Annotated in this window: 16 protein-coding genes and 1 pseudogene; 5 read left to right on the forward strand and 12 right to left on the reverse strand. The window is 73.9% G+C overall.

Features of this window, described 5'->3' with window-relative positions; all coding sequences use genetic code 11:
* Window positions 1–140 precede the first annotated feature (140 nt).
* Both IF73_RS0134665 and IF73_RS0134670 read right to left on the reverse strand, forming a co-directional pair.
* A complete protein-coding gene (locus IF73_RS0134665) occupies window positions 141–1,034 on the reverse strand; it encodes a GNAT family N-acetyltransferase (protein ID WP_078868418.1) in 894 nt (297 codons plus the stop codon).
* 175 nt (window positions 1,035–1,209) lie between these two features.
* Window positions 1,210–2,460, reverse strand: a complete 1,251-nt coding sequence (locus IF73_RS0134670) for an extracellular solute-binding protein (RefSeq protein WP_031014921.1) — start codon at window positions 2,458–2,460, stop codon at window positions 1,210–1,212.
* 287 nt (window positions 2,461–2,747) lie between these two features.
* Here IF73_RS0134670 and IF73_RS0134675 point away from each other — a divergent pair, with 287 nt between their 5' ends.
* On the forward strand, window positions 2,748–2,963 hold the full coding sequence (locus tag IF73_RS0134675; RefSeq protein ID WP_031014923.1) for a dodecin: 216 nt from the start codon (window positions 2,748–2,750) through the stop codon (window positions 2,961–2,963).
* A gap of 152 nt (window positions 2,964–3,115) precedes the next feature.
* On the opposite strand, the gene IF73_RS0134680 is transcribed toward IF73_RS0134675, so the two are convergent.
* From IF73_RS0134680 to IF73_RS0134695, 4 genes are read right to left on the reverse strand one after another with little or no spacing between them, the layout of a single operon-like run.
* On the reverse strand, window positions 3,116–3,604 hold the full coding sequence (locus IF73_RS0134680; RefSeq protein WP_031014925.1) for a nucleotidase: 489 nt from the start codon (window positions 3,602–3,604) through the stop codon (window positions 3,116–3,118).
* Between the two features lie 9 nt (window positions 3,605–3,613).
* On the reverse strand, window positions 3,614–4,390 hold the full coding sequence (locus tag IF73_RS0134685; protein WP_031014927.1) for an ABC transporter ATP-binding protein: 777 nt from the start codon (window positions 4,388–4,390) through the stop codon (window positions 3,614–3,616).
* Window positions 4,387–7,104, reverse strand: coding sequence for an ABC transporter permease subunit (locus IF73_RS0134690; RefSeq protein ID WP_031014929.1), 2,718 nt, complete (start codon window positions 7,102–7,104; stop codon window positions 4,387–4,389). Before IF73_RS0134690 ends, IF73_RS0134685 begins: the two co-directional genes overlap by 4 nt.
* A gap of 12 nt (window positions 7,105–7,116) precedes the next feature.
* Window positions 7,117–8,364 (reverse strand): ABC transporter substrate-binding protein, encoded by a 1,248-nt coding sequence (locus IF73_RS0134695; protein ID WP_031014931.1) that lies wholly within the window; start codon window positions 8,362–8,364, stop codon window positions 7,117–7,119.
* 170 nt (window positions 8,365–8,534) lie between these two features.
* On the opposite strand from IF73_RS0134695, the gene IF73_RS0134700 reads away from it, so the two are divergent.
* The gene (locus IF73_RS0134700; protein ID WP_031014933.1) at window positions 8,535–10,898 is read left to right on the forward strand and encodes an ATP-binding cassette domain-containing protein; all 2,364 of its coding nucleotides are present in this window, start codon (window positions 8,535–8,537) and stop codon (window positions 10,896–10,898) included.
* Here IF73_RS0134700 and IF73_RS0134705 read toward each other — a convergent pair.
* The 4 genes from IF73_RS0134705 to IF73_RS0134720 form a co-directional block, all read right to left on the reverse strand.
* Entirely contained in the window at window positions 10,895–11,578 is a 684-nt protein-coding gene (locus IF73_RS0134705; RefSeq protein ID WP_037881478.1) for a DUF5701 family protein, read from the reverse strand. The genes IF73_RS0134700 and IF73_RS0134705 overlap by 4 nt on opposite strands.
* Before the next feature lie 125 nt (window positions 11,579–11,703).
* Window positions 11,704–12,447, reverse strand: a complete 744-nt coding sequence (locus tag IF73_RS0134710; protein ID WP_031014937.1) for a succinate dehydrogenase/fumarate reductase iron-sulfur subunit — start codon at window positions 12,445–12,447, stop codon at window positions 11,704–11,706.
* Window positions 12,444–14,390, reverse strand: coding sequence for a fumarate reductase/succinate dehydrogenase flavoprotein subunit (locus IF73_RS0134715; protein ID WP_031014939.1), 1,947 nt, complete (start codon window positions 14,388–14,390; stop codon window positions 12,444–12,446). The genes IF73_RS0134710 and IF73_RS0134715 overlap by 4 nt, the downstream gene beginning before the upstream one ends.
* A gap of 2 nt (window positions 14,391–14,392) precedes the next feature.
* Window positions 14,393–15,019, reverse strand: a complete 627-nt coding sequence (locus IF73_RS0134720; RefSeq protein WP_031014941.1) for a succinate dehydrogenase — start codon at window positions 15,017–15,019, stop codon at window positions 14,393–14,395.
* Between the two features lie 232 nt (window positions 15,020–15,251).
* Between IF73_RS0134720 and IF73_RS0134725 the strand changes: the two genes are divergently transcribed.
* Both IF73_RS0134725 and IF73_RS0134730 read left to right on the forward strand, forming a co-directional pair.
* Window positions 15,252–16,157, forward strand: a complete 906-nt coding sequence (locus IF73_RS0134725) for a LysR family transcriptional regulator (protein WP_031014942.1) — start codon at window positions 15,252–15,254, stop codon at window positions 16,155–16,157.
* A gap of 95 nt (window positions 16,158–16,252) precedes the next feature.
* Window positions 16,253–18,430: a hypothetical protein gene (locus tag IF73_RS0134730; RefSeq protein WP_031014944.1), complete on the forward strand. Its 2,178-nt coding sequence runs from the start codon at window positions 16,253–16,255 to the stop codon at window positions 18,428–18,430.
* Window positions 18,431–18,575: 145 nt separating this feature from the next.
* On the opposite strand, the gene IF73_RS0134735 is transcribed toward IF73_RS0134730, so the two are convergent.
* Entirely contained in the window at window positions 18,576–20,759 is a 2,184-nt protein-coding gene (locus IF73_RS0134735) for a putative bifunctional diguanylate cyclase/phosphodiesterase (RefSeq protein ID WP_031014947.1), read from the reverse strand.
* Window positions 20,756–21,568, reverse strand: a complete 813-nt coding sequence (locus IF73_RS0134740) for an SAM-dependent methyltransferase (protein WP_031014948.1) — start codon at window positions 21,566–21,568, stop codon at window positions 20,756–20,758. Before IF73_RS0134740 ends, IF73_RS0134735 begins: the two co-directional genes overlap by 4 nt.
* Before the next feature lie 499 nt (window positions 21,569–22,067).
* On the opposite strand from IF73_RS0134740, the pseudogene IF73_RS0134745 reads away from it, so the two are divergent.
* Window positions 22,068–22,449, forward strand: a pseudogene (locus IF73_RS0134745) (hypothetical protein); the annotation flags it as partial.

Here is a 22,449-nt window from a genome sequence, read left to right on the forward strand (position 1 = left end):
GGCCAGCGGGGCGGGGGCGGGCCGGAAGGCGGCGGGGGCGGTCCCGGGGGCCGGGGCGGGGTCCGGGTGGGCCGCGCAGTGGCGGCCCGGGGTGCACGGCGCCGTGGGCAGCCACGGTGAGGGGGGCGGGACCGCGCGGATCACGACGCCGGGACCAGCGAGAGGAAGTGGCGCAGGTAGCGGGGGTTGGTCCGGCGCAGCGACAGCAGCACGTAGAGGTCGGCGACGCCGAAGTCGGGGTCGTGGGCGGGGGCGCCGCAGACCCAGGCGCCGAGCCGGATGTAGCCGCGGAGCAGGGCGGGCAGCTCGGTGCGGCCCTCGGGGCGGCGGACGCCGTCGGCGTTCCACAGCCGGTGCGGGGCGACCCAGTACTCCTCGGGGGCGAGGTGCTTCGCCTTGACGGTGTCCCAGGTGGCGGCGGCCAGCCCGCCGCCGTCGGCGAGCGGGATCGAGCAGCAGCCGGCCAGCCACTCGTGGCCGGTGCGGGTCATGTAGCGGGCGAGACCGGCCCAGATGAGGGCGATGACGGCGCCGTCGCGGTGGGCGGGGTGGACGCAGGAGCGGCCGACCTCGACGAGGTCGTGCCGGACGGGCGCGAGCCGGGTGAGGTCGAACTCGGTCTCGGAGTAGAGGCGGCCGGCGACGGCGGCCCGCTCGGGCGGCAGGATCCGGTAGGTGCCGACGACCTCGCCGGTGGACTCCTCGCGGACCAGGAGGTGGTCGCAGTAGGCGTCGAAGGCGTCGCTGTCGAGGCCCGGTTCGGGTCCGTCCAGGCGGGCGCCCATCTCGCCGGCGAAGACCAGGTGGCGCAGGCGCTGGGCGGCCCGGACGTCCTCCTGGTCGCGGGCGAGCCCCACGAGGTAGCGGGGGCCGGGCCGCGCTCCGCCGGCCGGGCCGGGCCGCGCGGGGAGGGCGACGGGCTCGATGCCGGCCGGCACGGGGACGGCCGGTGCGGGGACGGCCGGTGCGGGGACGGAAGGTGCGGGGACGGAAGGTGCGGCGGAGTCGGCGAGCACGGGCGAGGGTGCGGACATGGCGGTCTCCTCCGGCGTACGGAAGGTGAAGGGTCGGCGCCGGTCCGCGAGCGGTGCGGGCCGGCACCTCGTTTCTTCCGCCGTCGGCTGGATTCGACATGACCGGCCGGGGGATCGCGGGTGTGGGACGGCTGAATGCTCCGCGGCGCCCCCGCCCGAGGGGCGCCGCGGCGGTCTACTCGGCCAGGGTGTCGGTGATGGCCGTCGAGGCGGTGCGGGCCGCCTTCCTGGCGTCCTCACCCTCCAGGACGGCGGTCATGTAGGGCTTGATGGGGTTGTCGCCCTCGACGTCGGCCCACTGCGGGGAGTTGGGGGTGGCGCGGCCGTTGGCGGCGCCGGCGGCCATGGCGGCGGTGGCCTCCTGGCCGGAGACGACCGAGGCGAGGCCCTTCTTGTTGGGCACGTAGCCCATCGCCCGGGCGAGTTCCGTCTGCCACTTCTCGCCCGCCAGCGCCTTGACGACGTCGAGGGCGGCGGCGCGGTCGGGGGCGTTCTCCGGGATGATCAGGTCGGAGCCGCCGGTGAAGACCGCGCCGGGGGTGCCGGCCTTCTTGCCGGGGATGGGGAAGTAACCGAGCTTGCCCTCCAGGGCGGGGTTGGCCTTGAGGATGGCGGCGACGGCGCTGGGCACGGCGACGATCTGGGCGACGTCGCCGCGGGCGAAGACCTCGGCCTGGGGCGGGTTCTGCTCGTCCGCGTCCTTCGGTCCGGAGCCGAGGGACTGGAGTTCCTTGTAGAACTCCATGCCGCGCAGGGCCGCGGGGCTGTCGAGGGTGCCGGTCCACACGCCGCCCTCGTCGACGGCGAGCTCCCCGCCCTCGTCCCAGATGAATCCGGCGAGGGTGTACCAGTCCTGGCCGGCCAGGTAGATGCCCTGGGAGCCCTGCCGGTTGAGCTTCTCGGTGACGTCGAGCCACTCCGCGCGCGTGGCGGGCGGCCCGTCCACGCCGGCCGCGGCGAAGAGGTCCTTGTTGTAGATCACGATGCGGTTGGCGGCGTACCAGGGGATGCCGTACTGCGAGCCGCCGACGCTGCCGGGCTCGGCGAGACCGGGCAGCCAGTCCTCGCCGCCGAGGTCGCGGACGGACTCCAGGGTGAGGTCGAAGAGCCGGTCGGTGTCGGCGTACTGGGCGACCTGGGTGTTGCCTACCTCGATGAGGTCCGGGCCGCCGCCGCCCTTGATGGCCTCGGTGACCTTCTTGCCGATGCCGGTCCAGTCCTGGATGGTGACGTTGAGCTCGACGTCGTCGTGCTCGTCCTCGTACGCCTCGGTGAAGCGGTTCAGGAAGTCGTCGCTGACGCTGTCCCGCATGAGCCAGATGTCGACCGTGCGGGTCTGGCCCCCGGCCCCGGGCAACAGCCCGCAGCCCGCGAGGGCGAGCGCGGTGGCGGCAGCCAGCGGACAGGCGAGCAAGCGGTTCTTCACGGAGGTCACCTTCGGTTCAGCACACGGCGGTGCGGCATGGGGCTGACCCGACGTGTGGGGGGACCGAACGGGGTGTTCGCGCGGGTATGTGGCCTGGATTCTGGTCTGGACCAACCGAGTGGTCAAGTCCTGGACCACCCCGCTCCCGGAGCGGGCGGGGCGAGCGGCGCGGTTACCCAGGGGTACGGGCGAAGGGGTCGGGACCGTCCGCGTCGTGTCGCGCGGGGCCGCGCCCTGGGGCACGGTGGAGGGAACCCACCGAGGGCACCGAGAGGAGTCCGGCTCCCATGTCGAACCACACCTACCGCGTCACCGAGATCGTCGGCACGTCCACCGAGGGCGTCGACCAGGCCATCCGCAACGGCATCGAACGCGCCTCGCAGACGCTCCGCGGCCTCGACTGGTTCGAGGTCACCCAGGTGCGCGGGCATCTGGTCGACGGGCGGATCGAGCACTACCAGGTCGGCCTGAAGGTCGGCTTCCGGCTGGACGACGGCGCCTGACCCCGTACGACAGCATGTGAACCGTACGACGCCGCCTCACCCGTACGACGGCAGCTGACCCGTACGACGGCACCTGACCCGTACGACGCCGCCTCACCGGCACGACGGCGCCTCACCCTGTCGTACGCCCGCCGGCACGCGCGTGCCGGCGGTCAGGTCCTGCCCTCGCGCTCCTGGGCCTCCCTCAGAGCCTCGGAGGGGGTCGCCCAGCGGGCGCGGACGACCGGGAAGCCCGCCTCCTCGGCGGCGTCGCAGACCTGCTCGTCGTCGTCGACCAGCATCCGGACCTCCCGGCCGGAGCCGAGCCGCCGCAGGATCTCCACCTTGGTGACCCGCGCGGGCCGGAAGTCGCGGTGCCGCCGCATGTGGAGCGACCCCTCGGGGAGCCCCTGCTCGGCCAGCCAGTCCAGGGTGTCGCGCCGGAAGCGCTCCGGACGGCCCGTCAGGTACACCACCTCGCACTCCTCGGCCGCGGACCGGCACAGCGCGAGGCCCTCCGCCAGCGGCGGGTCGTCGGGCGCCGCGGCGAAGAAGCCGTCCCAGTCCTTGGGTCTGCGCTCCAGGAAGTGCTGCCGGTGGGCGGTCGCGGCGAGCGTGTTGTCGAGGTCGAAGACGGCCAGCGGCCGGATGTCACCTGTCACACGGCCAGCCTAGGAGCCGCCACCGACACCCGCCGAAGAGGCGGGACCGGAGTCGGTGCCGGTCCCGAGATACGCGTCCCGCACCGCGGGGTCCGCACCGACCTCGGCTGGCGTCCCCTCGGCGAGCACCCGGCCGAGGTGGAGCACCACGACCCGGGAGCAGAGCTCCCTCACGAAGGCCACGTCGTGCTCGACGAGCAGCACCGCGCAGCCCTCCTCCCCGGCCGTCCGGCGCAGGACGGAGGCGAGCCGGTGGCGCTCCTCCGCGGTCGTCCCGGAGGCGGGCTCGTCGAGGAGCAGCACCCGGGGCGGATCGGCGAGCGCGCGGGCCAGTTCGACCATGCGGGCCTGTCCGACGGGCAGCGCGCCCGCGTACGAGCCGGCCAGCGCGTCGAGTCCGCACGCGTGCAGGACGCCGGCCGCCCGCTCCCGGTGGCTCCGTGCCATGGGCCGTACCCCGCCGCGCCAGTCCCGGGCCACGACCAGGTTGTCCGTCACGGTCAACTGGCCGAAGAGCTGCTGGCGTTGGAAGGTGCGGCGGATACCGTGCCGGGCCCGCCAGACCGGCGGCCGGCGGGTGATGTCCGTCCCGTCGTACGCGATCGTGCCCGCGTCCGGGCGCCGCATCCCGGACAGCACGTCGAACAGCGTCGTCTTGCCCGCGCCGTTCGGTCCGATGAGACCGCAGATCTCTCCGGGGCGGACGGCGACGGTGACGCCGCGCAGGGCGTGGACGCCGCCGAAGCGGACGTCGATCCCGTCGGCCCGGAGCAGAGGGTGGCTCATCGGCGGACTCCCGTTCCCAGGTACGCCTCGGCGAGCCGGTCCCGGTCGACCTCGGACCGGGGCCCGGACCAGGCGATCTCGCCCTGTGCGAGGTACGCGACGGTGTCGGCGATGCCGAGCACCTCGGCCGCCTTCTCCTCGACGAGGACCAACGCGGTGCCGTGGCACCGGAGTTCGGCGACGAGGCGGAAGACCTCGTCCACGACGCGCGGCGCCAGCCCGAGGGACGGCTCGTCGGCGACGAGGACGGCCGGCGGGCGCTGGAGCAGCGGGGCGAGGGCGAGGAGCTGCTGCTCGCCGCCCGAGAGGGACCCGGCGAGGACGGTACGGCGGGCGGCGAGCGCGGGGAAGCGGGCGTACACCGCGTCGCGGTCCCCGGCGTCCGTGAGGTGCAGGGCCAGGTTCTCCTCGATGGAGAGCCCGGCGAAGATCCCCCGTCCCTCGGGGGCCAGCCGCACCCCGCGACGGGCCCGGGCGACCGGCCCGTCACGGGTCGCGTCCTCACCCCCGACCCGTACGAGACCTCCGGTCGGCCGGAGGAGCCCGGCCGCCACCCGGCAGAGGGTGGACTTCCCGGCCCCGTTGGGTCCGAGCAGCACCAGCACCTCGCCCGCGCGCACCGCGAGGTCCACGCCGTGCAGCACGGGCGCGCCGCCGTATCCGGCGTGGACGCCCCGCAGTTCGAGCGCGCTCGGCTCGGCCGGGCGGGGTCGCGGGTCTCCGCCCGCCGGACGGGGGTACGGGTCCCCCTCCGTCGCCGGCCGCGGCAGCGAGGTGGCCGCGGCGGCCCTCGGCGGTCCCGCCGCCGCGGTGCGCCGGGCCGCCCGGCGCGCCGGCAGCGCGGCGCAGTACCCGTCCGGGTCGTTCGCGAGCGCCAGGCCCGCGAGCCCGAAGAGGACGACGGGCAGATGCGCGGACTCCGTCACGTACTGGCTCATCAGGTGCGGGACCACGGCGAAGACCAGCCCGGCGACGACCGCGAACTGCGGCCTGCGCACCCCCGCCGCGACCACGACCGCCAGCCAGACCAGGCCCGTCATCGCGGTGAAGTCGGTCGCCGTGACACGGGTGTTGTACGAGGCGTAGAGCACCCCTCCGAAGCCGGCGAGGCCCGCCGACACGGTGAACAGCAGCAGCTTGGTGCGGACCACGGACACGCCCGAGGCGGCGGCGGCCTCGGGGGCGGAGCGGACCGCGAGCATGGCCCGGCCCCAGCGGGAGCCGCGCAGCCAGGTCAGCAGGGCGACGAGCACCGCGCTGAGCAGGACCAGCGCGAGTCCCATGGCCCGGTCGTCGGCCAGGTCGACCGGGCCCGCCGCGGGGCGGGGCAGCTCCCACCCGGTGTCGCCGTTGCGCAGCCATCCGATCTGGAACAGCACCTGGTCGGCGAGGAAGGCGAGCGCCAGGGTGGCGAGGGCCAGCGACCGGCCGCCGAGCCGCAGCGCGGGCAGCGCGACCACCGCGCCGAGCAGGGCCGCCGCGGCCGTGCCGACCGCCGTCGCGGCGGCGAAGGGCCAGCCGTGGCTCATCAGCAGTCCGGCGACCAGGGCGGCGCCGGTCACGAAGGTGGCCTGGGCCAGCGAGACCATCGCGCCGAGTCCGGTGACCACCGTGAACGACATGAACACGAGCCCGATGGCCAGTCCCTGGGCCAGGATCCCGCTCCAGAAGGGGGTGGTCACGGTGTAGAAGGCCGTGCCGAGCAGCACGGCGGCGGCCGCCCACGCGCCCCAGCGGCGGCCCGGGCCCTTGCCGGCGAGGTAGTCGACCGGCGGCGGGTCGGCGGCCGCCGTGCCCGCCGCGCGGCGCCGCCGGGTCAGGACGACGAGGCCGGCGAAGAGGATGAGGAACGGCACGGCCGTGCGAAAGCCGGTGACGCCGTCGGCGAAGGAGGCGTACCCCGCCACGAGGTTCTGGAGCACGCCGAGGCCGAGGCCGCCCGCGAAGGCGAGCGGCACGGAGACGAAGCGGCCGAGGACGGCGGCGGTGGCGGAGACGAAGAGGAAGAGCGTGTAGTCGTGCGCGGAGAGCCCGAGGAGCGGGGTGGCGAGGACTCCGGCGAGGCCGGCGAGGCCGGACGACAGCATCCACGCGACCGAGGACAGCCGGTCCGCGCTGATGCCGCGCAGCTCGGTCAGCGTGCGGTCGTCGACGGCGGCCCGCAGCCGCAGGCCGAGCCGGGTGTGCCGCATCAGGAGCCACAGGGCGACCGCCGCGAGGGCGGTGGCGATCCAGGTGATCAGCTGGTCGGAGTCGATGCCGACGCCGTCGAGCGGCTGCCAGGAGACGGCGGGGCTGGGGCCGACGCCGGGCAGGCCGAACTGGTTCTCGGCGGGCTGGACGGGGGCGCCCGCACGCTCCAGGAGTTCGACCGTCCACAGTCCGGCGGCGGGCAGCGCGACGAGGAGACCGATGGTGGCGACGATCTGCGCGGTCTCGCCGACCCTGGCGAGCCTCCGGAACATCAGCCGGTCCAGGGCCCAGCCGAGGCCGGGCGCCGCCACGCACACGAGGAGCAGCGCCGTGGGGACGGCCGGCCAGCCGAAGCCGGAGTGGAGCTCGTAGAAGGCGAGCGCGCAGAGGTAGGCGGTGGCACCGTGCGCGAAGTTGAAGAGCCCGGAGGCGGCGGAGGAGAGGACGAGACCGGTCGCGAGCAGCGCGTACAGCGCGCCCGAGACCAACCCGCTCAGGACGAAGCCCAGCAGGTCACCCACGGGTCGCGCCCCTCAGCCGAAGGGGATCGGCGGATAGCACCTGAAGGGCACCGCCACCTCGTACGTGCCGTTCTTCAGCCGGACGAGCGCCCCGCAGCCGAAACTCTCCTTCTTCCCCTTGGGCAGGGCGCGGTCGCCGACGAGCGTGCCGGTGTCGGAGAAGCCGTCGGCGGCCTTCTGGAAGGAGTCGACGGTGAGGTCCTTGCCGGCCTTCGCGGCGATGGAGAGGAAGAGGTCGGCGCTCATGTAGCCCGTCATCATGTGCATGTTCAACGGAATCTCGCGACCACCCGCAGCCTTCTTCACGTCCTCCTTGAACTGGCGCATCGCCGGGCTGTCCGACTCGAAGGGCTGGAACTGCAGCAGGACGTACACCCCGTCGAGGGCCTGCTTCGTCGCGTCCTTCGCGAGCAGCCCGGGGTCGTAGTCCGTCGGGTCGGAGATGACCCCCCGGTAGCCGGACCGCTTGAGCGCGGTGAACAGGCCGATGTTGTACGGGGTCTGCATCACGGAGACCACGGCGTCGGGCGCGCGGCCGCCGGGGCCCGAGCGGAGGATCTCCTTGGTGTACGCCGACCAGTCGCTGGGCATCGAGGTCGCGGGCACGACGGCCTTGGCGTACGGCACCTGGAAGCCGGCCGCCCTGAAGCCCTGGGTGAAGGTGCGGATGCCGAACCTGCCGGCGTCGTTGTCGCCGGCGATCAGCGCGACCGACCTGCCGCGCGCTCCGCCGAGGACGGCCGCGAGGCTCTCGGGCCAGGTCTGGTTGAGGGTGCCGCCGGGGGTCGGGACGAGGCAGCCGTTGAAGCCGTAGGCGTGGGCCGGTCCGCAGAAGGAGGGGAGGGTGCCCCAGCCCACCGTGGGGACCTTCTGGGCGTCGAGGAAGTCGGCGCCGGCGAAGGTGACGGAGCTCATCGGGGCCACGGCGAAGACCTGGTCCCGCTGGACGAGCTTGCGGGCCGCCGCCAGGTTCCTGGCCGGGTCCTGGCCGTCGTCCTCGGCTCCCAGGTACTCGATCCTCCGCCCGTTGACCCCGCCTTCGGCGTTGGCGCGGTCGTACCGGGCGCGGGCGCCGAGGTCGGTGTCCTTCTTGGAGTAGCCGCTGGCGGTCGTCATGGAGACGATGCCGCCGACCTTGATCGTGTCGGCGGTGACTCCGCGTGCGGCCGAGGGGGTGTTTCCGCCGGTGGAGGCGGAGTTACAGGCGGTGACGAGGAGCAGGGCGAACGTGGCGACTGCGGCGCGCAAGGGTCGGGGCACGGGGCGATCCCTCCGTCGGGTGACCGCATTCTGTGACCGGGCTGATGAAGCGTCAATATCTGATACATCGTCAATTGACGAGGTGCCAGATCAGTCGGCGCGGGCTCAAGGGCCCGGCCCGCGGCGTGCCCCGGACCGGCGAAGAATCGGATATTGGATAAAATCTACGAATGCTGGATCCGATCTCCGCCCATGACCCCTACGTGCGTGTCCGCGGCGCCCGCGAGCACAACCTCAAGGCCGTGGACGTCGACATCCCCCGCGACACCCTCACCGTCTTCACCGGTGTCTCCGGCTCGGGGAAGTCCTCGCTCGCCTTCGGGACGGTCTACGCGGAGGCCCAGCGCCGCTACTTCGAGTCCGTCGCGCCCTACGCCCGCCGGCTGATCCACCAGGTCGGCGCCCCGAAGGTCGGGGAGATCACCGGACTGCCCCCGGCGGTCTCCCTCGAACAGCGCCGCGCCGCCCCGAGCGCCCGCTCCTCCGTCGGCACGGTCACCACCCTGTCGAACTCGCTGCGCATGCTCTACTCCCGCGCCGGCGACTACCCCGCCGGGGCGCCCCGCCTCGACTCCGACGCCTTCTCCCCCAACACGCCGGCCGGCGCCTGCCCGTCCTGCCACGGCCTCGGCCGGATCCACGAGACCAGCGAGGAGCTGCTGGTCCCCGACCCCGGCCTGTCGATCCGCGAGGGCGCCGTCGCCTCCTGGCCGGGCGCCTGGCAGGGCAAGAACCTCAGGGACGTCCTCGACGCCCTCGGCCACGACGTCGACCGGCCGTGGCGCGAGCTGGACCCGAAGGACCGGGAGTGGATCCTCTTCACCGAGGAACAGCCGGTCGTCACCGTGCACCCGGTCCGCGAGGCCGGCCGCATCCAGCGCCCCTACCAGGGCACGTACACCGGCGCCCGCCGGCTCGTCCTGCGCACCTACTCCGAGTCGAAGAGCCCCGCGCTGCGCGCCAAGGCGGAACGCTTCCTCACCAGCGCGCCCTGCCCGGTCTGCGGCGGGAGCCGGCTGCGCCCGGAGGCGCTGGCCGTCACCTTCGCCGGCCGCACCATCGCCGAGCTGGCGGCGCTGCCGCTGACCGCGCTGGCCGAGGCGCTGACCCCGGCCGCCGCGCCCGGCGCCCCGGAGACCGCCCGCGTGCTCGCCGAGGACCTGCTGGCCCGGATCGCCACCGTCACCGAGCTCGGCCTCGGCTACCTGTCCCTGGACCGCACCACCCCCACCCTCTCCAACGGCGAGCTCCAGCGGCTGCGGCTCGCCACCCAGCTCCGCGCCGGCCTCTTCGGCGTGGTGTACGTGCTCGACGAGCCGTCCGCCGGTCTGCACCCGGCCGACACCGAGGCCCTGCTGGTGGTCCTGGACCGGCTGAAGGCCGCCGGGAACACGGTCTTCGTCGTCGAGCACCACCTCGACGTCGTCCGGCACGCCGACTGGCTCGTCGACGTCGGCCCGCGCGCCGGCGAGCACGGCGGCCGGGTCCTGCACAGCGGCCCGCCCGAACTCCTCGCCCGCGTGGAGGAGTCGGCCACCCGCCGCTTCCTCTTCGACCCGGCTCCGGTGCCCGCGCGCCCCGCCCCGGAGCCCGGCGCGTGGCTGCGCACCGGACCCGTCACCCGGCACAACCTCAGGGGCGTGGACGCGGCCTTCCCGCGGGGCGCCCTGACCGCCGTCACCGGCGTCTCCGGCTCCGGCAAGTCCACCCTGGTCGGCGCGTTCACCGAGGAATCGGAGGGCGTGGGACGGCTGGTGACGGTCGATCAGCGGCCGATCGGGCGGACGCCGCGCTCCAACCTGGCCACGTACACCGGCCTCTTCGACGTGGTACGGAAGCTCTTCGCCGAGACCGAGCAGGCCCGGGACCGGGGCTACAAGGTCGGGCGGTTCTCCTTCAACGTGCCCGGGGGACGCTGTGAGACCTGTCAGGGCGAGGGCTTCGTCTCGGTGGAGCTGCTGTTCCTGCCGAGCACGTACGCGCCCTGCCCGGACTGCCACGGGGCCCGGTACAACCCGGAGACCCTCCAGGTGCGGCTGCGCGGGCTCAGCATCTCCGAGGTCCTCGACCTGACCGTGGAGTCGGCGGCGGAGTTCTTCGCCGACGTCCCGGCGGCCGCTCGCAGCCTGCGGACCCTGCTCGACGTCGGGCTCGGCCATCTGCGCCTCGGCCGGCCCGCCACCGAGCTGTCCGGCGGTGAGGCCCAGCGGATCAAGCTCGCCTCCGAGCTCCAGCGCCCGCGCCGCGCACACACCCTGTACGTCCTCGACGAGCCGACGACCGGGCTGCACCCGGCCGATGTCGAGGTGCTGGTCCGCCAGTTGCGGGGCCTGGTGGACGGCGGTCACACGGTGGTCGTCGTCGAGCACGACATGGACGTGGCGGCCGGCGCGGACTGGGTCATCGACCTCGGTCCCGGCGGCGGCGAGGACGGCGGCCGGATCGTCGCCGAGGGGCCCCCGGGCCGGGTGGCGCGGGCGGCCGGCAGCCGCACCGCGCCGTACCTGGCCCGGGCCCTGGGACTGGACGGCTAGCCGTCGAGGCCGGCCGTCCGGCCCGTCGTGGAGCCGAAGCCGAGCCAGGTGTGCCGGTTGTTCCACCAGCACCAGCCGACCTTCGGCGCGTCCTTGCGCTCCTTGCCGTCCCGGCCGGTGCCGTTGCTGATCCAGATGGCCGGAGTGCGGGCGTCGAAGGAGCCGTTCGGCTTGCGCAGGCGCGAACCGATCGCCATGAAGCACTTGTTGCGTTCCAGGACGTCGGGCCGCTGGAGCAGCCAGTGGATGCCCTCGGTCAGGACGAGGGGCGTCCGTCCGGCCTCGTGGAGCGCCGGAATGGCCTCCTCGGGGCTCCAGTTGCCCAGGTGGTCGCCGCGGTCCAGGTCGTGGACCAGGTAGAACGGCCCCTCGGGCAGGTCCACGCCCTGCGGGGTGAACGCGTCCACGTCCGCCATGTCGACCACGACGAACCCCGGCTTGTCGGCACGGCGCAGCAGCGGGGCGAGGGCGGAGGCGGGCGCGGCGTCCGGGTGGACGGCGAGCAGCGCCCCGGGCGGGGCGCCGGCGGCCTTCTCGGCGAAGGCGCGCAGCTCGCCGGCGTCGATGCCGGTGAGGGCGGGCACGCCCAGCTCGATCAGCCGCTCGGCCTGGTCGGTCAGGGAGGGCAGCGGGAAGGATGTGGTGAAGGCGGACGGGGTGGTGCTCTGCGCGTCGGGCAAGGTTCTCCTCGATCGGGGAAGCGTCGGCCCGGGGAGAACGGCCCGGGCCGACGCTTTGTTCCCGGCCGGCGAAGGAATTCTCCGCCCGCCCGCGAGGAGGTTCTCCGCCCGCCGGCGGGACGGCCTCACTTCACCTTGCGCCGGGCCCGCAGCCACTCCTTGTTCATCGCGGCGATCGACGGCAGCGGGATGCCCTTCGGGCAGGCCGTGGCGCACTCGCCGGTGAGCGTGCAGCCGCCGAAGCCCTCCGCGTCCATCTGGGCGACCATGTCGAGGACCCGGGTCTCGCGCTCCGGCGCGCCCTGCGGCAGCACGTTCAGGTGGTTGACCTTGGCGGAGGTGAAGAGCATGGCCGAGCCGTTCGGGCAGGCGGCCACGCAGGCGCCGCAGCCGATGCACTCGGCGTGCTCGAAGGCCGAGTCCGCCGCCGCCTTGGGCACCGGGGTCGCGTGGGCCTCCGGTGCCGCGCCGGTGGCGACGGTGACGTAGCCGCCGGCCTGGATGATCCGGTCGAAGGCGGTGCGGTCGACGACGAGGTCCTTGACCACCGGGAAGGCGGAGGCGCGCCAGGGCTCGACGTCGATGGTGTCGCCGTCGCGGAAGGAGCGCATGTGGAGCTGGCAGGTGGTGGTCCGCTCGGGGCCGTGGGCGTCGCCGTTGATGACCAGGCTGCACGCGCCGCAGATGCCCTCGCGGCAGTCGTGGTCGAAGGCGACGGGGTCCTCGCCGCGCAGGATGAGGTCCTCGTTGAGGGTGTCGAGCATCTCCAGGAAGGACATGTCGGGGGAGATCCCGTCCACCTGGTAGGTGGCCATGGTGCCCTCGGCGCCGGCGTTCTTCTGGCGCCAGACGCGCAGGTTGAGCTTCATGCGTAGCTCCGCTGGGTGGGGTGGACGTACTCGAAGTCGAGGGTTTCCCTGTGGAGGACGGGGGCGCCGCCGGTGCCGCCGAACTCCCAGGCGGCCGCGTAGGAGAACTCCTCGTCGCGGCGGGCGGCCTCGCCGTCCGGGGTCTGGGACTCCTCGCGGAAGTGGCCGCCGCAGGACTCCTCGCGGTGCAGGGCGTCGAGGCACATCAGCTCGGCGAGTTCGAGGTAGTCGACGATCCGGTTGGCCTTCTCCAGCGACTGGTTGAACTCCTCGCCGCTGCCGGGGACCTTGATGCGGCGCCAGAACTCCTCGCGGATCTCCGGGATGCGCCGGAGTGCGGTGCGCAGCCCGTCGGCGTTGCGGGCCATGCCGCAGAACTCCCACATGAGCTCGCCGAGTTCGCGGTGGAAGGAGTCGGGGGTGCGGTCGCCGTCGACGGCGAGGAGGAGGTTCAGCCGGTCCTCGGTCTCGGCCAGCACCTCGCGGACGGCGGGGTGGTCGTCGGTGACGGGCTCGGCCTTCGGGTGGCGGGCGAGGTAGTCGTTGACGGTGGCCGGGAGGACGAAGTAGCCGTCGGCGAGGCCCTGCATCAGGGCGGAGGCGCCGAGCCGGTTGGCGCCGTGGTCGGAGAAGTTGGCCTCGCCGATGGCGAAGAGGCCGGGCACGGTGGTCTGGAGGTCGTAGTCGACCCAGAGTCCGCCCATCGTGTAGTGGACGGCGGGGTAGATCCGCATGGGGACCTCGTACGGGTTCTCCGCGGTGATCCGCGCGTACATGTCGAAGAGGTTGCCGTACTTGGCCTCGACCGCGGCGCGGCCCATCCGGGCGATGGCGTCGGCGAAGTCCAGGTAGACGCCCTGGCCTCCGGGGCCCACTCCCCTGCCCTCGTCGCAGACGTTCTTGGCGGCGCGGGAGGCGATGTCGCGGGGCACCAGGTTGCCGAACGAGGGGTAGATCCGCTCCAGGTAGTAGTCGCGCTCGTCCTCGGGGATCTCGGCGGCGGGGCGGGTGTCGCCCTTCGCCTTCGGCACCCAGATGCGGCCGTCGTTGCGCAGCGACTCGCTCATCAGGGTCAGCTTGGACTGGTGGTCGCCGGTGCGCGGGATGCAGGTGGGGTGGATCTGGGTGAAGCAGGGGTTGGCGAAGTACGCGCCGCGCCGGTGGGCCCGCCACACGGCGGTGGCGTTGGAGTTCATCGCGTTGGTGGAGAGGTAGAAGACGTTGCCGTAGCCGCCGCTGGCGAGGACGACGGCGTCCGCGAAGTGGGTGGAGATCCGGCCGGTGATCAGGTCGCGGGCGACGATGCCGCGGGCCCGTCCGTCGACGACGACCAGGTCGAGCATCTCCGTGCGGGCGTGCATCTCGACGTTGCCGGCGGCGATCTGCCGGGACAGCGCCTGGTAGGCGCCGAGGAGGAGCTGCTGACCGGTCTGGCCGCGGGCGTAGAAGGTGCGGGAGACCTGGACGCCGCCGAAGGAGCGGGTGTCGAGGAGGCCACCGTACTCGCGGGCGAAGGGGACGCCCTGGGCGACGCACTGGTCGATGATCTCGACGGAGATCTGGGCGAGCCGGTGGACGTTGGACTCGCGGGCGCGGAAGTCGCCGCCCTTGACGGTGTCGTAGAAGAGGCGGTGGATGGAGTCGCCGTCGTTGCGGTAGTTCTTGGCGGCGTTGATGCCGCCCTGGGCGGCGATCGAGTGGGCCCGGCGAGGGGAGTCCTGGAAGCAGAACTGGACGACGTGGTAGCCCTGTTCGGCGAGGGTGGCGCCGGCGGAGCCGCCGGCGAGGCCGGTGCCGACGACGATCACGCGGTGCTTGCGCCGGTTGGCGGGGTTGACCAGCTTCGCCTCGAAGCGGCGGGTGTCCCACCGTTCGGCGATCGGTCCGGCCGGGGCCTTGGTGTCGGCGATCGGGTCGCCGGTGCGGAAGTCGAGGTAGCTCATGGTCAGTTCACCACTCCGGTCATGACGCCGACGGGGACGGCGACGAAGCCCGCGGTCAGGACGAGCGCGAGGAGGTTCGCCGCCAGCCGCAGGGCGCGTTCACGCCGGGCGTTGCCGACGCCGAGGGTCTGGGCGGCGCTCCAGAAGCCGTGCCGGACGTGGAGGCCGACGGCGAGCATGGCGACGATGTAGATCGTGTTGCCGTACCAGGTGGAGAAGGTGTCGATGACGTTCTGGTACGGCCTGCCCTCCTCGAAGCCGCCGGGGTGGACGGTGCCGGTGGTGAGGTCGAGGACGTGCCAGACGATGAAGAGGCCGAGGATGATCCCGCCCCAGCGCATGGTGCGGGTGGCGTAGGACGAGCCCTTGCGCTTGTGGGCGTACCGGGTGGGGCGCGCCTTGATGTCGCGGCGGCTGAGCTGGTACGCGGAGACGGCGTGGGCGAGGACGGCGGTGAGGAGCACGATCCGGGCGATCCACAGGCCCCAGCCGTGGTGCAGGACGGGGGCGCCCATCACGCGCAGCCAGTGGCCGTAGCCGTTGAACTCCTCCGGGCCGAAGAAGACCTTGAGGTTGCCGGCCACGTGCGCGACCAGGTAGGCGAGCATGATCAGGCCGCTCGCGGCCATCACGGTCTTCTTGCCGAGGGTCGACGACCAGAAGCCGCGGGACGGGGTGCGGGACGGCGGGCGCGCGGGGGCCGCGTCCCGGGTGGACGCCGGGCCTCCCGCGGCTGCCGGGTCCTTGCTGGGTGCCAGAGCCATGCCCTCGACGCTAGGGCCGAAGGGCCCGAGAGGTCCAAGACATGGTCCGGCTGATCTCCATAGGCTGAAGCTATGCACGTGCTCTAGGCTGGGCTTCATGCAGTTCCAGCAGCTTCTCTACTTCGTCGCCGTGGCCGAGACGCTCCACTTCACCCGGGCCGCCGAGCGCGTCCACGTCTCCCAGCCCTCGCTCTCCCAGCAGATCAAGGCGCTGGAGCAGGAACTGGGCGCGGAGCTGTTCAGCCGGGCCCGGGGCAACATCGCGCTCACCGACGCCGGGGAGTCGCTGCTGCCGCTCGCCCGCCGGATCCTCGCCGACACCGAGACGGCCCGCCGCGAGGTGCAGGAGCTGGCCCAGCTCAAGCGCGGCCGGGTACGGCTCGGCGCGACCCCGAGCCTCTGCACCGGCCTGCTCCCCGACGTCCTGCGCACCTTCCACGACCTGCACCCGGGGATCGAGCTGCTCATCGAGGAGGGCGGCTCGCACGACCTGGTGCGGGAGCTGGCCCGTGGCGCCCTGGACCTGGCGCTCGTCGTCCTGCCGCTGCCGACCCCGTCGCCGGCGCTGACCACGGTGGAGCTGCTGCGCGAGGACCTGGTGGTGGTCTCGGCCGCCTCCGCGCCGCCGCCGCGCCGCCCGGTGCGGATCACCGACCTGCGCGACCAGCCGCTCGTGATGTTCCGGCACGGCTACGACCTGCGGGAGCTGACCGTGGGCGCCTGCCGGGCGGCCGGCTTCGAGCCGACGTTCACGGTCGAGGGCGGCGAGCTGGACGCGGTCCTCGGTTTCGTACGGGCCGGCCTCGGGCTCGCCGTCGTCCCCGCCATGGTCGCGGCCCGCGCGGGCCGCGACCTCCGCGTCACCGCGCTCGCCCGGCCGGGCCTGCGCCGCACGATCGCGCTGGCCCACCGCAGCGACGTGGCCCCGCCCCGCGCCGCCCGCGAACTCCAGAAGCTCCTGATGGCCTCCCGGCGCGGCAAGCCGGCCCCCCAGGTCCCGTAGGGACCCGCCCGTCGCTCCGGCGTCGGGCGTCCGGCGGGGCCCGCCCCCGGGAAATCCGCGTGCGCACCGGTCGGGCGGGCTGCCAGCATCGCGGGATGGACCACGCTCTCGAACGCCTGCTCGTCCGGCACACCCTGCGGCTGCCCGTCCCCGCCGGCCCGGCCGGAGACGGCGCCGCCGCCGCCCTGCGGTTCGACGCCGCGCTGAGGACGGCGGGATTCGCCCTCTCCTCCCCGCTGCTGCGGGAGCTGTCCGGGCGGCCCGCCGACACCGTGGTCGAGCTGGCCCGGTGGGCGCTGGAGGCGGTCCGCGAGCGGGTCGGCGACCACGTCCGGCACAACTCCTACTTCATCGACTTCCCCGACAACGTCCCCGACACCCAGGAGTTCTGGCTGTCGTGCGTCCAGAAGGCGCTCGACGACCCCGGGGCCCGGGAGGCCGTCGAGGCGCAGCTCAGCGCCGGAGTGCTGAACCTGCTGACGCTGCCCGCGTACGGCCGGTACCAGCACACGTACGAGGAACTGCTGGCGGCGCACGCCGAGTTGACGCCCGCGAGCAGCGACCGGCTGACCGTGCTGCACCTCGGCGGCCCCCTCGGGGAGGAGATCGGCGCGCTGTACCGGTCCCTGGCGGGGGCGGTGACGCCGCTGGGCGAGGAGCACCTGGCCGATCTCGCGGTGCTCGCCGCGCACTGCGCGGACGGGCCGCAGCCGGCCGAGATCCCGGTCCGGGAGAACCGGGCGGTGGTCAACGCGGCCCGGCTGCGGGCCGGCGCGGCGCCGCTGCTGGACACGGTCACGGACGTGCTGCGGCTCGCGTGCGCGCTGGCGGACGGGGACGTGACGCTGCGGGAGCCGACCCGGTTCCGCGCCCTGTCCCGGCCGCTGCGCCGGACCCTGCTGGCCGGCCTCGACGCTGTGGTGGCGGCGGCTCCGGCGAAGCTGGCGGACGTCGGGCAGCACCGGGAGGCGTGGAAGCGGCTCGGGGAGCGGCTGCATCCGCACGAGTACCCGGCGTGGCCGCACGCGGCGGAGGTCTTCGCGGTGGCCCGCGGCGAGCTGCGGGCGCCGTCGCTGGACTCCCGGGTGGAGGCGCTGCTCGCGGACGGTGACGCGCCGGGGGCGGCGGAGCTGCTGGCGTCGGCGGCGCCCGGGCGGCTCTTCCGGGCCCTGGACCGGCTGCTGCGCACCGCGGCGGACGAGGCCGGCCGGGAGGCGGTGCTGGCGGCGGCGGAGCGCGTCGCGCCGCGGGTGGCGGGCCGGGTGGTGCTGTCGGTGCGGGAGCACCTGCAGAACCGGCACGACGCGTCGGGCGCGCCCCGGCGCCTGTTCGTGAACCGGAACGGCACCGCGTGGGTCACGGCGGACACCCGCCGCGACCTGCCGAGGGACGTGCAGCGGCGGCTGCTCGCGCTGCTCGACGGGGAGACCCGGCGGCGGCTTCCCGCGACCGGGCGCCTGCTGGTCGACCCCGCGATCCTGGACGTGGCGCTGCCGCTCAGCGGACGGGCCTCGTCGGGCGGGTTCGGGGTGCTGCCGCGCGGTTCGGTCTCGCCGGTCGACGGCGAGCTGCTGCGGTTCTTCATGTACTGGAAGGAGTCCCGGCGCACGACGGACCTGGACCTGTCCGCGCTTCTCCTCGACGAGCGGTACGCGACGATCTCCTGGCTGTCGTACACGGAGCTGACCACGGTGGAGGGCCGGCACTCCGGGGACGTCACCGAAGCCCCGGACGGCGCCTCGGAGTTCATCGAGCTGCGGCTGGGCGCGGTGCGCGGCCCCTTCGTGGTCCCGCACGTGCACGTGTACGCGGGCGAGAACTTCGAGCAGACGGCCGAGTCCTTCTTCGGGTACATGCTCCGCGAGGGCGAGCAGGGCGGCCGCCCCTTCGAGCCGCGCACGGTCCGGATGAAGTCCGAGCTGCGCGGGCCGGGGCGGGTGGCGCTGCCGGTGGCCTTCCGGCGGGACGAGGAGGGGCGGTGGCACGCGCACTGGCTCCACCTGTGCCTGCGGGGCACGCCGTCGGACAACCGGGTCGAGGACCACCGGGTCTCGCTGGCGGTCCTGCTGCGCGGTGCCGTCGAGCACGTCCCGGTGACGGTCCGTCATGTGGTCGCGCTGCTGCGGGAGTCGGGCGCGGAGGTCCAGGAGTGGGCCGGCGGCGCGGTGCCGGCGGAACCGGTGACGTACCTCGGCCTGGCCCGCCCCGAGGGGCTGGCGCCGGGCTCGCGGGTCGTCACGCCGGAAAACCTGCGCGACCTGGTGCCCGCCTGAGTGCTACGGTCTGTTCGGGGCGAGGCCATGAAGGGGCTTCCTTCTCATACTCCTGATGACATAGTCCCTTCGCTTTCCTCGCCCCCTCGCGCTTCACCGGTGTGGGCCCGGTCCTCAGGAGGACCGGGCCCACCCGCGTGTGTGCTCAGACCGCGTCGGCGAGGACCAGGGAGTGGATGCGGTCCGGGGCGCCGGGGCGGGCGTAGTACCAGCCCTGTGCGGTGTCGCAGCCCAGTTCGCGGAGGCGTTCGGCCTGGGCCGCGGTCTCGACGCCCTCGACGGTGACGGCGAGTTCGAGGCTGTGGGCCAGGGAGACGATGCCCTCGACGATCTTCAGGTCGACGGGGTCCACCGGGTGCTGCTGCATGCCGCGGGTGAAGGAGCGGTCGAGCTTGAGGACGCTGACCGGGAGGCGGCGCAGGTTGGCCAGGTTGGAGTAGCCGGTGCCGAAGTCGTCGAGGGCGATGTCGACGCCCATCTCGGCGAGCTGGCGCAGCGGTTTGAGCAGGTCCTCGTCGGCGCCGATGAGCGCGGACTCGGTGACCTCCAGGCAGAGCGCGCGCGGTGCGAGCCCGGCGCGTTCCAGGACGTCGACGGTGTCGGCGACCAGCCGGGGGTGGTGGAGCTGGGTCGGGGAGAGGTTGACGTTGATCCGGAGCGGGGCGCCGGGGCCGGGGTCGTCGAGCTGCCAGGAGCGGGCCTGCCGGACGGCCTCCTGGAGGACCCAGCGGCCCAGCGGCACGATGAGGCCGGTGTCCTCGGCGAGCGGGATGAAGCGGTCGGGGCCGAGGACGCCGTGCTGGGGGTGGCTCCAGCGGACCAGCGCCTCGGCGCCGTGGACGCGTCCGTCGTCGAGGTGGACGAGCGGCTGGTACTCGATGAAGAACTCGCCCCGCTCCAGGGCGGTCGGCAGGGCGGTGGTGAGCCCGTGCCGGGTGATGGCCCGGGCGTCGGCCTCGGGGTCGGCGAGCGCGAAGCGGTTGCCGCCCGCGGACTTGGCCCGGTACATGGTGATGTCGGCGCTGCGCAGCACCTCGGCGGCGGTCCGTTCGCCGGCCGGTCCCTCGACGACGCCGAGGCTGCCCCGGACGGTCAGGTCGCGGCCGTCGACGCCGACCGGGGTGGCGAGGGCGGCGAGGATGCGGTCGGCGAGCGCGGTGGCGTCCCGCTCGCCGCCGGCGGCGGGGCCGGTGGTGAGGGCGACGAACTCGTCGCCGCCGAGCCGGGCGACCATCTCGCCGGGGCCGGTGGCGCACGCCTGGAGCCGGTCGGCGACCTCGACGAGCAGCCGGTCGCCGACGGAGTGGCCGAGGCTGTCGTTGATGGCCTTGAAGCCGTCCAGGTCCAGGTAGCAGAGGCCGAAGCGGCTCTCCTCGCCGTCCGCGCCGGGGGCCAGCGCCTTCTCCAGGCGCTCGAAGAAGAGGGTCCGGTTGGGCAGTCCGGTGAGGGCGTCGTGGGTGGCCTCGTACCGCAGGCGCAGATGGAGCAGGCGCCGTTCGGTGATGTCCTCCATCAGCGCCAGCTGGTACTGCGGCAGGCCCTGGGCGTCGCGGAGCAGCGAGACGGTGAGGTTGGTCCACAGGACCGTGCCGTCGCTCCGGTAGTACGGCTTCTCCACCCGGTACTGCTCGCGTTCGCCGCGCACCAGCTCCTCGTAGAGCCGCCAGACGTGCGGCCCGTCCTCGGGGTGCACCCACTCGCTGACGTTGCGGCTGCGGACCTGCGCCTCGACTCCGCCGAACATGCGGGTCATGGTGTCGTTGATCTCGACGATCCGCCCGTCGAGGTCGGCGATGCCGATGCCGATGGCGGCCCCGTCGAAGACGGCCCGGAAGCGGCTCTCGGTGGCGTGCAGGGCGATCTCGGCGGCGCTGCGGGCGGAGAGCGCGGAGCGGGCGATGGCCTCCTGCTCGGCGCGGGTCCGCTCGCGCAGGGCCTGGGCGTAGCCGGTGGCCATGGCGTGCTGGAGGCGGGCGCAGCGGGCCCGCAGCTCCTCGCCGGTGAGCTCGGGGTCCGTACCGCAGTAGAGGACCAGGTACGAGTCGACGACGCCGAGGCTGCGGCCGAGCGCGTCCGGGTCGGTGCAGTGGGCGTCGACCAGGCCGGCGCCGGCCCGCTGGGCGGGGGCGGTGTCGAAGGGCCGGGCGAGCAGCGCGTCGCACAGCAGACGGGCGAGCGGGAGGAGATGGCCCTCGAACTCGGTGCGGGTGAGGGAGGTGGCGGTCACCGGGAAGATGGCCCGGCCCCAGATGGTGACGAACCGCCTGAGTCTGTCCTCCGGGCCGTCGGCTTCCGCGGTGTTGCCGGACGGCTGCGACGGCACCTTCACGCCTTGAGCCCCACACCTGCGAAGCCGGAGAAGGCGTACGGATCCTCCTCCTCGGCCGGGGAGTCCGGCCGCCAGTGGGGCATCGAGACGAGCCCGGGCTCGACGAACGCGGTGCCGTCGAAGAAGCGGGCGATCTCCTCCCGGGAGCGCATCACCAGCGGGCTGCGGGTGGTGCGGTACACCTCGACGGTGCCGCCGGCGCGTTCCTGATCCACCGGGACGCCCTCGTACGAGGCGTGGGTGACGACCAGGAGGCTGCCGGGGGCGAGCGCGTCGAGGAGTTCGGCGACGGCGTCCCGCGGCCGGTCGGCGTCCTCCAGGAAGTGCAGGACGGCGACGAGCAGCAGGGCGACCGGCCGGTCGAGGTCGAGCAGACCGGTGAGCTCGGGGCTGCCCAGGATGTCGGCCGGCTTGCGGAGGTCGGCGGGGACGACGACGGCGCCGTCGACGCCCTCCAGGACGGCCCGGCTGTGGGCCACGGCCACCGGGTCGTGGTCGACGTAGACGACCCGGGCGGCGGGGTCGGCGGCCTGGGCGACCTCGTGCACGTTGCCGAACGTCGGTATGCCGGAGCCGATGTCGAGGAACTGGGTGACGTCGTTGTCGACGGCGAAGCGGACGGCGCGGCGCATGAACGCCCGGTTCGCCTGCATGATCTTGGGGAGGCCCGGCATGAACTCCATGGCCTTGCGGGCCGCTTCCCGGTCCACTTCGAAATTGTGCGAGCCGCCCAGATAGAAGTCGTACATACGGGACACGCTCGGCACCGAAATGTCGATACCCGGCGGAGCCCAGGCGGGACGCTCCATCAATGTCTCCAACAAGTCGCCATGGGGGATGCGGCCCGGTGTTCGCGGCCGTGTTCGAGGTGAGGCTACTGATCGCCCGCCGAGAGAGCGAGGGGAAACGGAAATTAGCGGTCCGTTCTTGGTCACACGCCTTTGGCACGTGCGCGCGGAACGAAGAGTTCACGCCTTCAGGTCGTGCACATTCACGTGCATCTGATCGTGCGTCGGCTCCTCGGCGGCCCGCGGCCCGCCGCGTGCGCGGCCTCCGCACCGCCCGTACCTCGGCGGTCGTTCCGGCGGGCCCCGGACCGCCGGACCGCAATCCGCCGAAGGACCGGGAGACCGGCGGGGCGACAACCGGACAGTTCCGCCGAACGGACCCGCGCCGACACCCGTCGGCCATTTTCTCCCCCCTCCGCACCGGAAAACGTCAAATCGCGCAACGCGAGATCCCCACCATCCGGGGAATCCGCTCGCATTCGGGCCCTGGTTCGGCGTCCATGTGTTCAAGCTCTTCGGCGTGTCTCTGTACGGATCACCCCTCACGCGGTCGCTGGCGGCCGCCGCGCTGGTGTGGCTGCTCGCCGCACCCGCGCCGGCGGCCGCCGACTCCTGCGCCTACGCCACGGTCGGGCCGGACGGCTCGCACACCTCCGTGGCGGTCGTCGGCCCGGGCGCGTGCTCCCCGTCTCCGAAACCCGTCCCCCCGGTCCCGACCAAACCGCCCGGCGTCCACCCCGCACCCAGGCCGCCGACGAAACCGCCCGGCGTGCGCCCCGTACCGCGGCCGCCCACGAAGCCGCCCGGCGTCCACCCCGCGCCGAAGCCGCCGCCCCCGGCGCCCGCCCCCGCGCCGCCGCCCGCCGCCACCCCGGCGCCGCCGCCGACCCCGGCCCCGGTCC

It is taken from the genome of Streptomyces sp. NRRL F-5727, assembly GCF_000719555.1.
GTDB lineage: Bacteria > Actinomycetota > Actinomycetes > Streptomycetales > Streptomycetaceae > Streptomyces.

Coding starts and splice junctions, on each gene's coding strand:
- IF73_RS0134675 (WP_031014923.1), top strand. CDS start 2,748: ATGTCGAACCACACCTACCGCGTCACCGAGATCGTCGGCACGTCCACC.
- IF73_RS0134730 (WP_031014944.1), top strand. CDS start 16,253: ATGGACCACGCTCTCGAACGCCTGCTCGTCCGGCACACCCTGCGGCTG.
- IF73_RS0134685 (WP_031014927.1), bottom strand. CDS start 4,390: ATGAGCCACCCTCTGCTCCGGGCCGACGGGATCGACGTCCGCTTCGGC.
- IF73_RS0134710 (WP_031014937.1), bottom strand. CDS start 12,447: ATGAAGCTCAACCTGCGCGTCTGGCGCCAGAAGAACGCCGGCGCCGAG.
- IF73_RS0134720 (WP_031014941.1), bottom strand. CDS start 15,019: ATGGCCGCGAGCGGCCTGATCATGCTCGCCTACCTGGTCGCGCACGTG.
- IF73_RS0134665 (WP_078868418.1), bottom strand. CDS start 1,034: ATGTCCGCACCCTCGCCCGTGCTCGCCGACTCCGCCGCACCTTCCGTC.
- IF73_RS0134715 (WP_031014939.1), bottom strand. CDS start 14,390: ATGAGCTACCTCGACTTCCGCACCGGCGACCCGATCGCCGACACCAAG.
- IF73_RS0134700 (WP_031014933.1), top strand. CDS start 8,535: ATGCTGGATCCGATCTCCGCCCATGACCCCTACGTGCGTGTCCGCGGC.
- IF73_RS0134740 (WP_031014948.1), bottom strand. CDS start 21,568: ATGGAGCGTCCCGCCTGGGCTCCGCCGGGTATCGACATTTCGGTGCCG.
- IF73_RS0134725 (WP_031014942.1), top strand. CDS start 15,252: ATGCAGTTCCAGCAGCTTCTCTACTTCGTCGCCGTGGCCGAGACGCTC.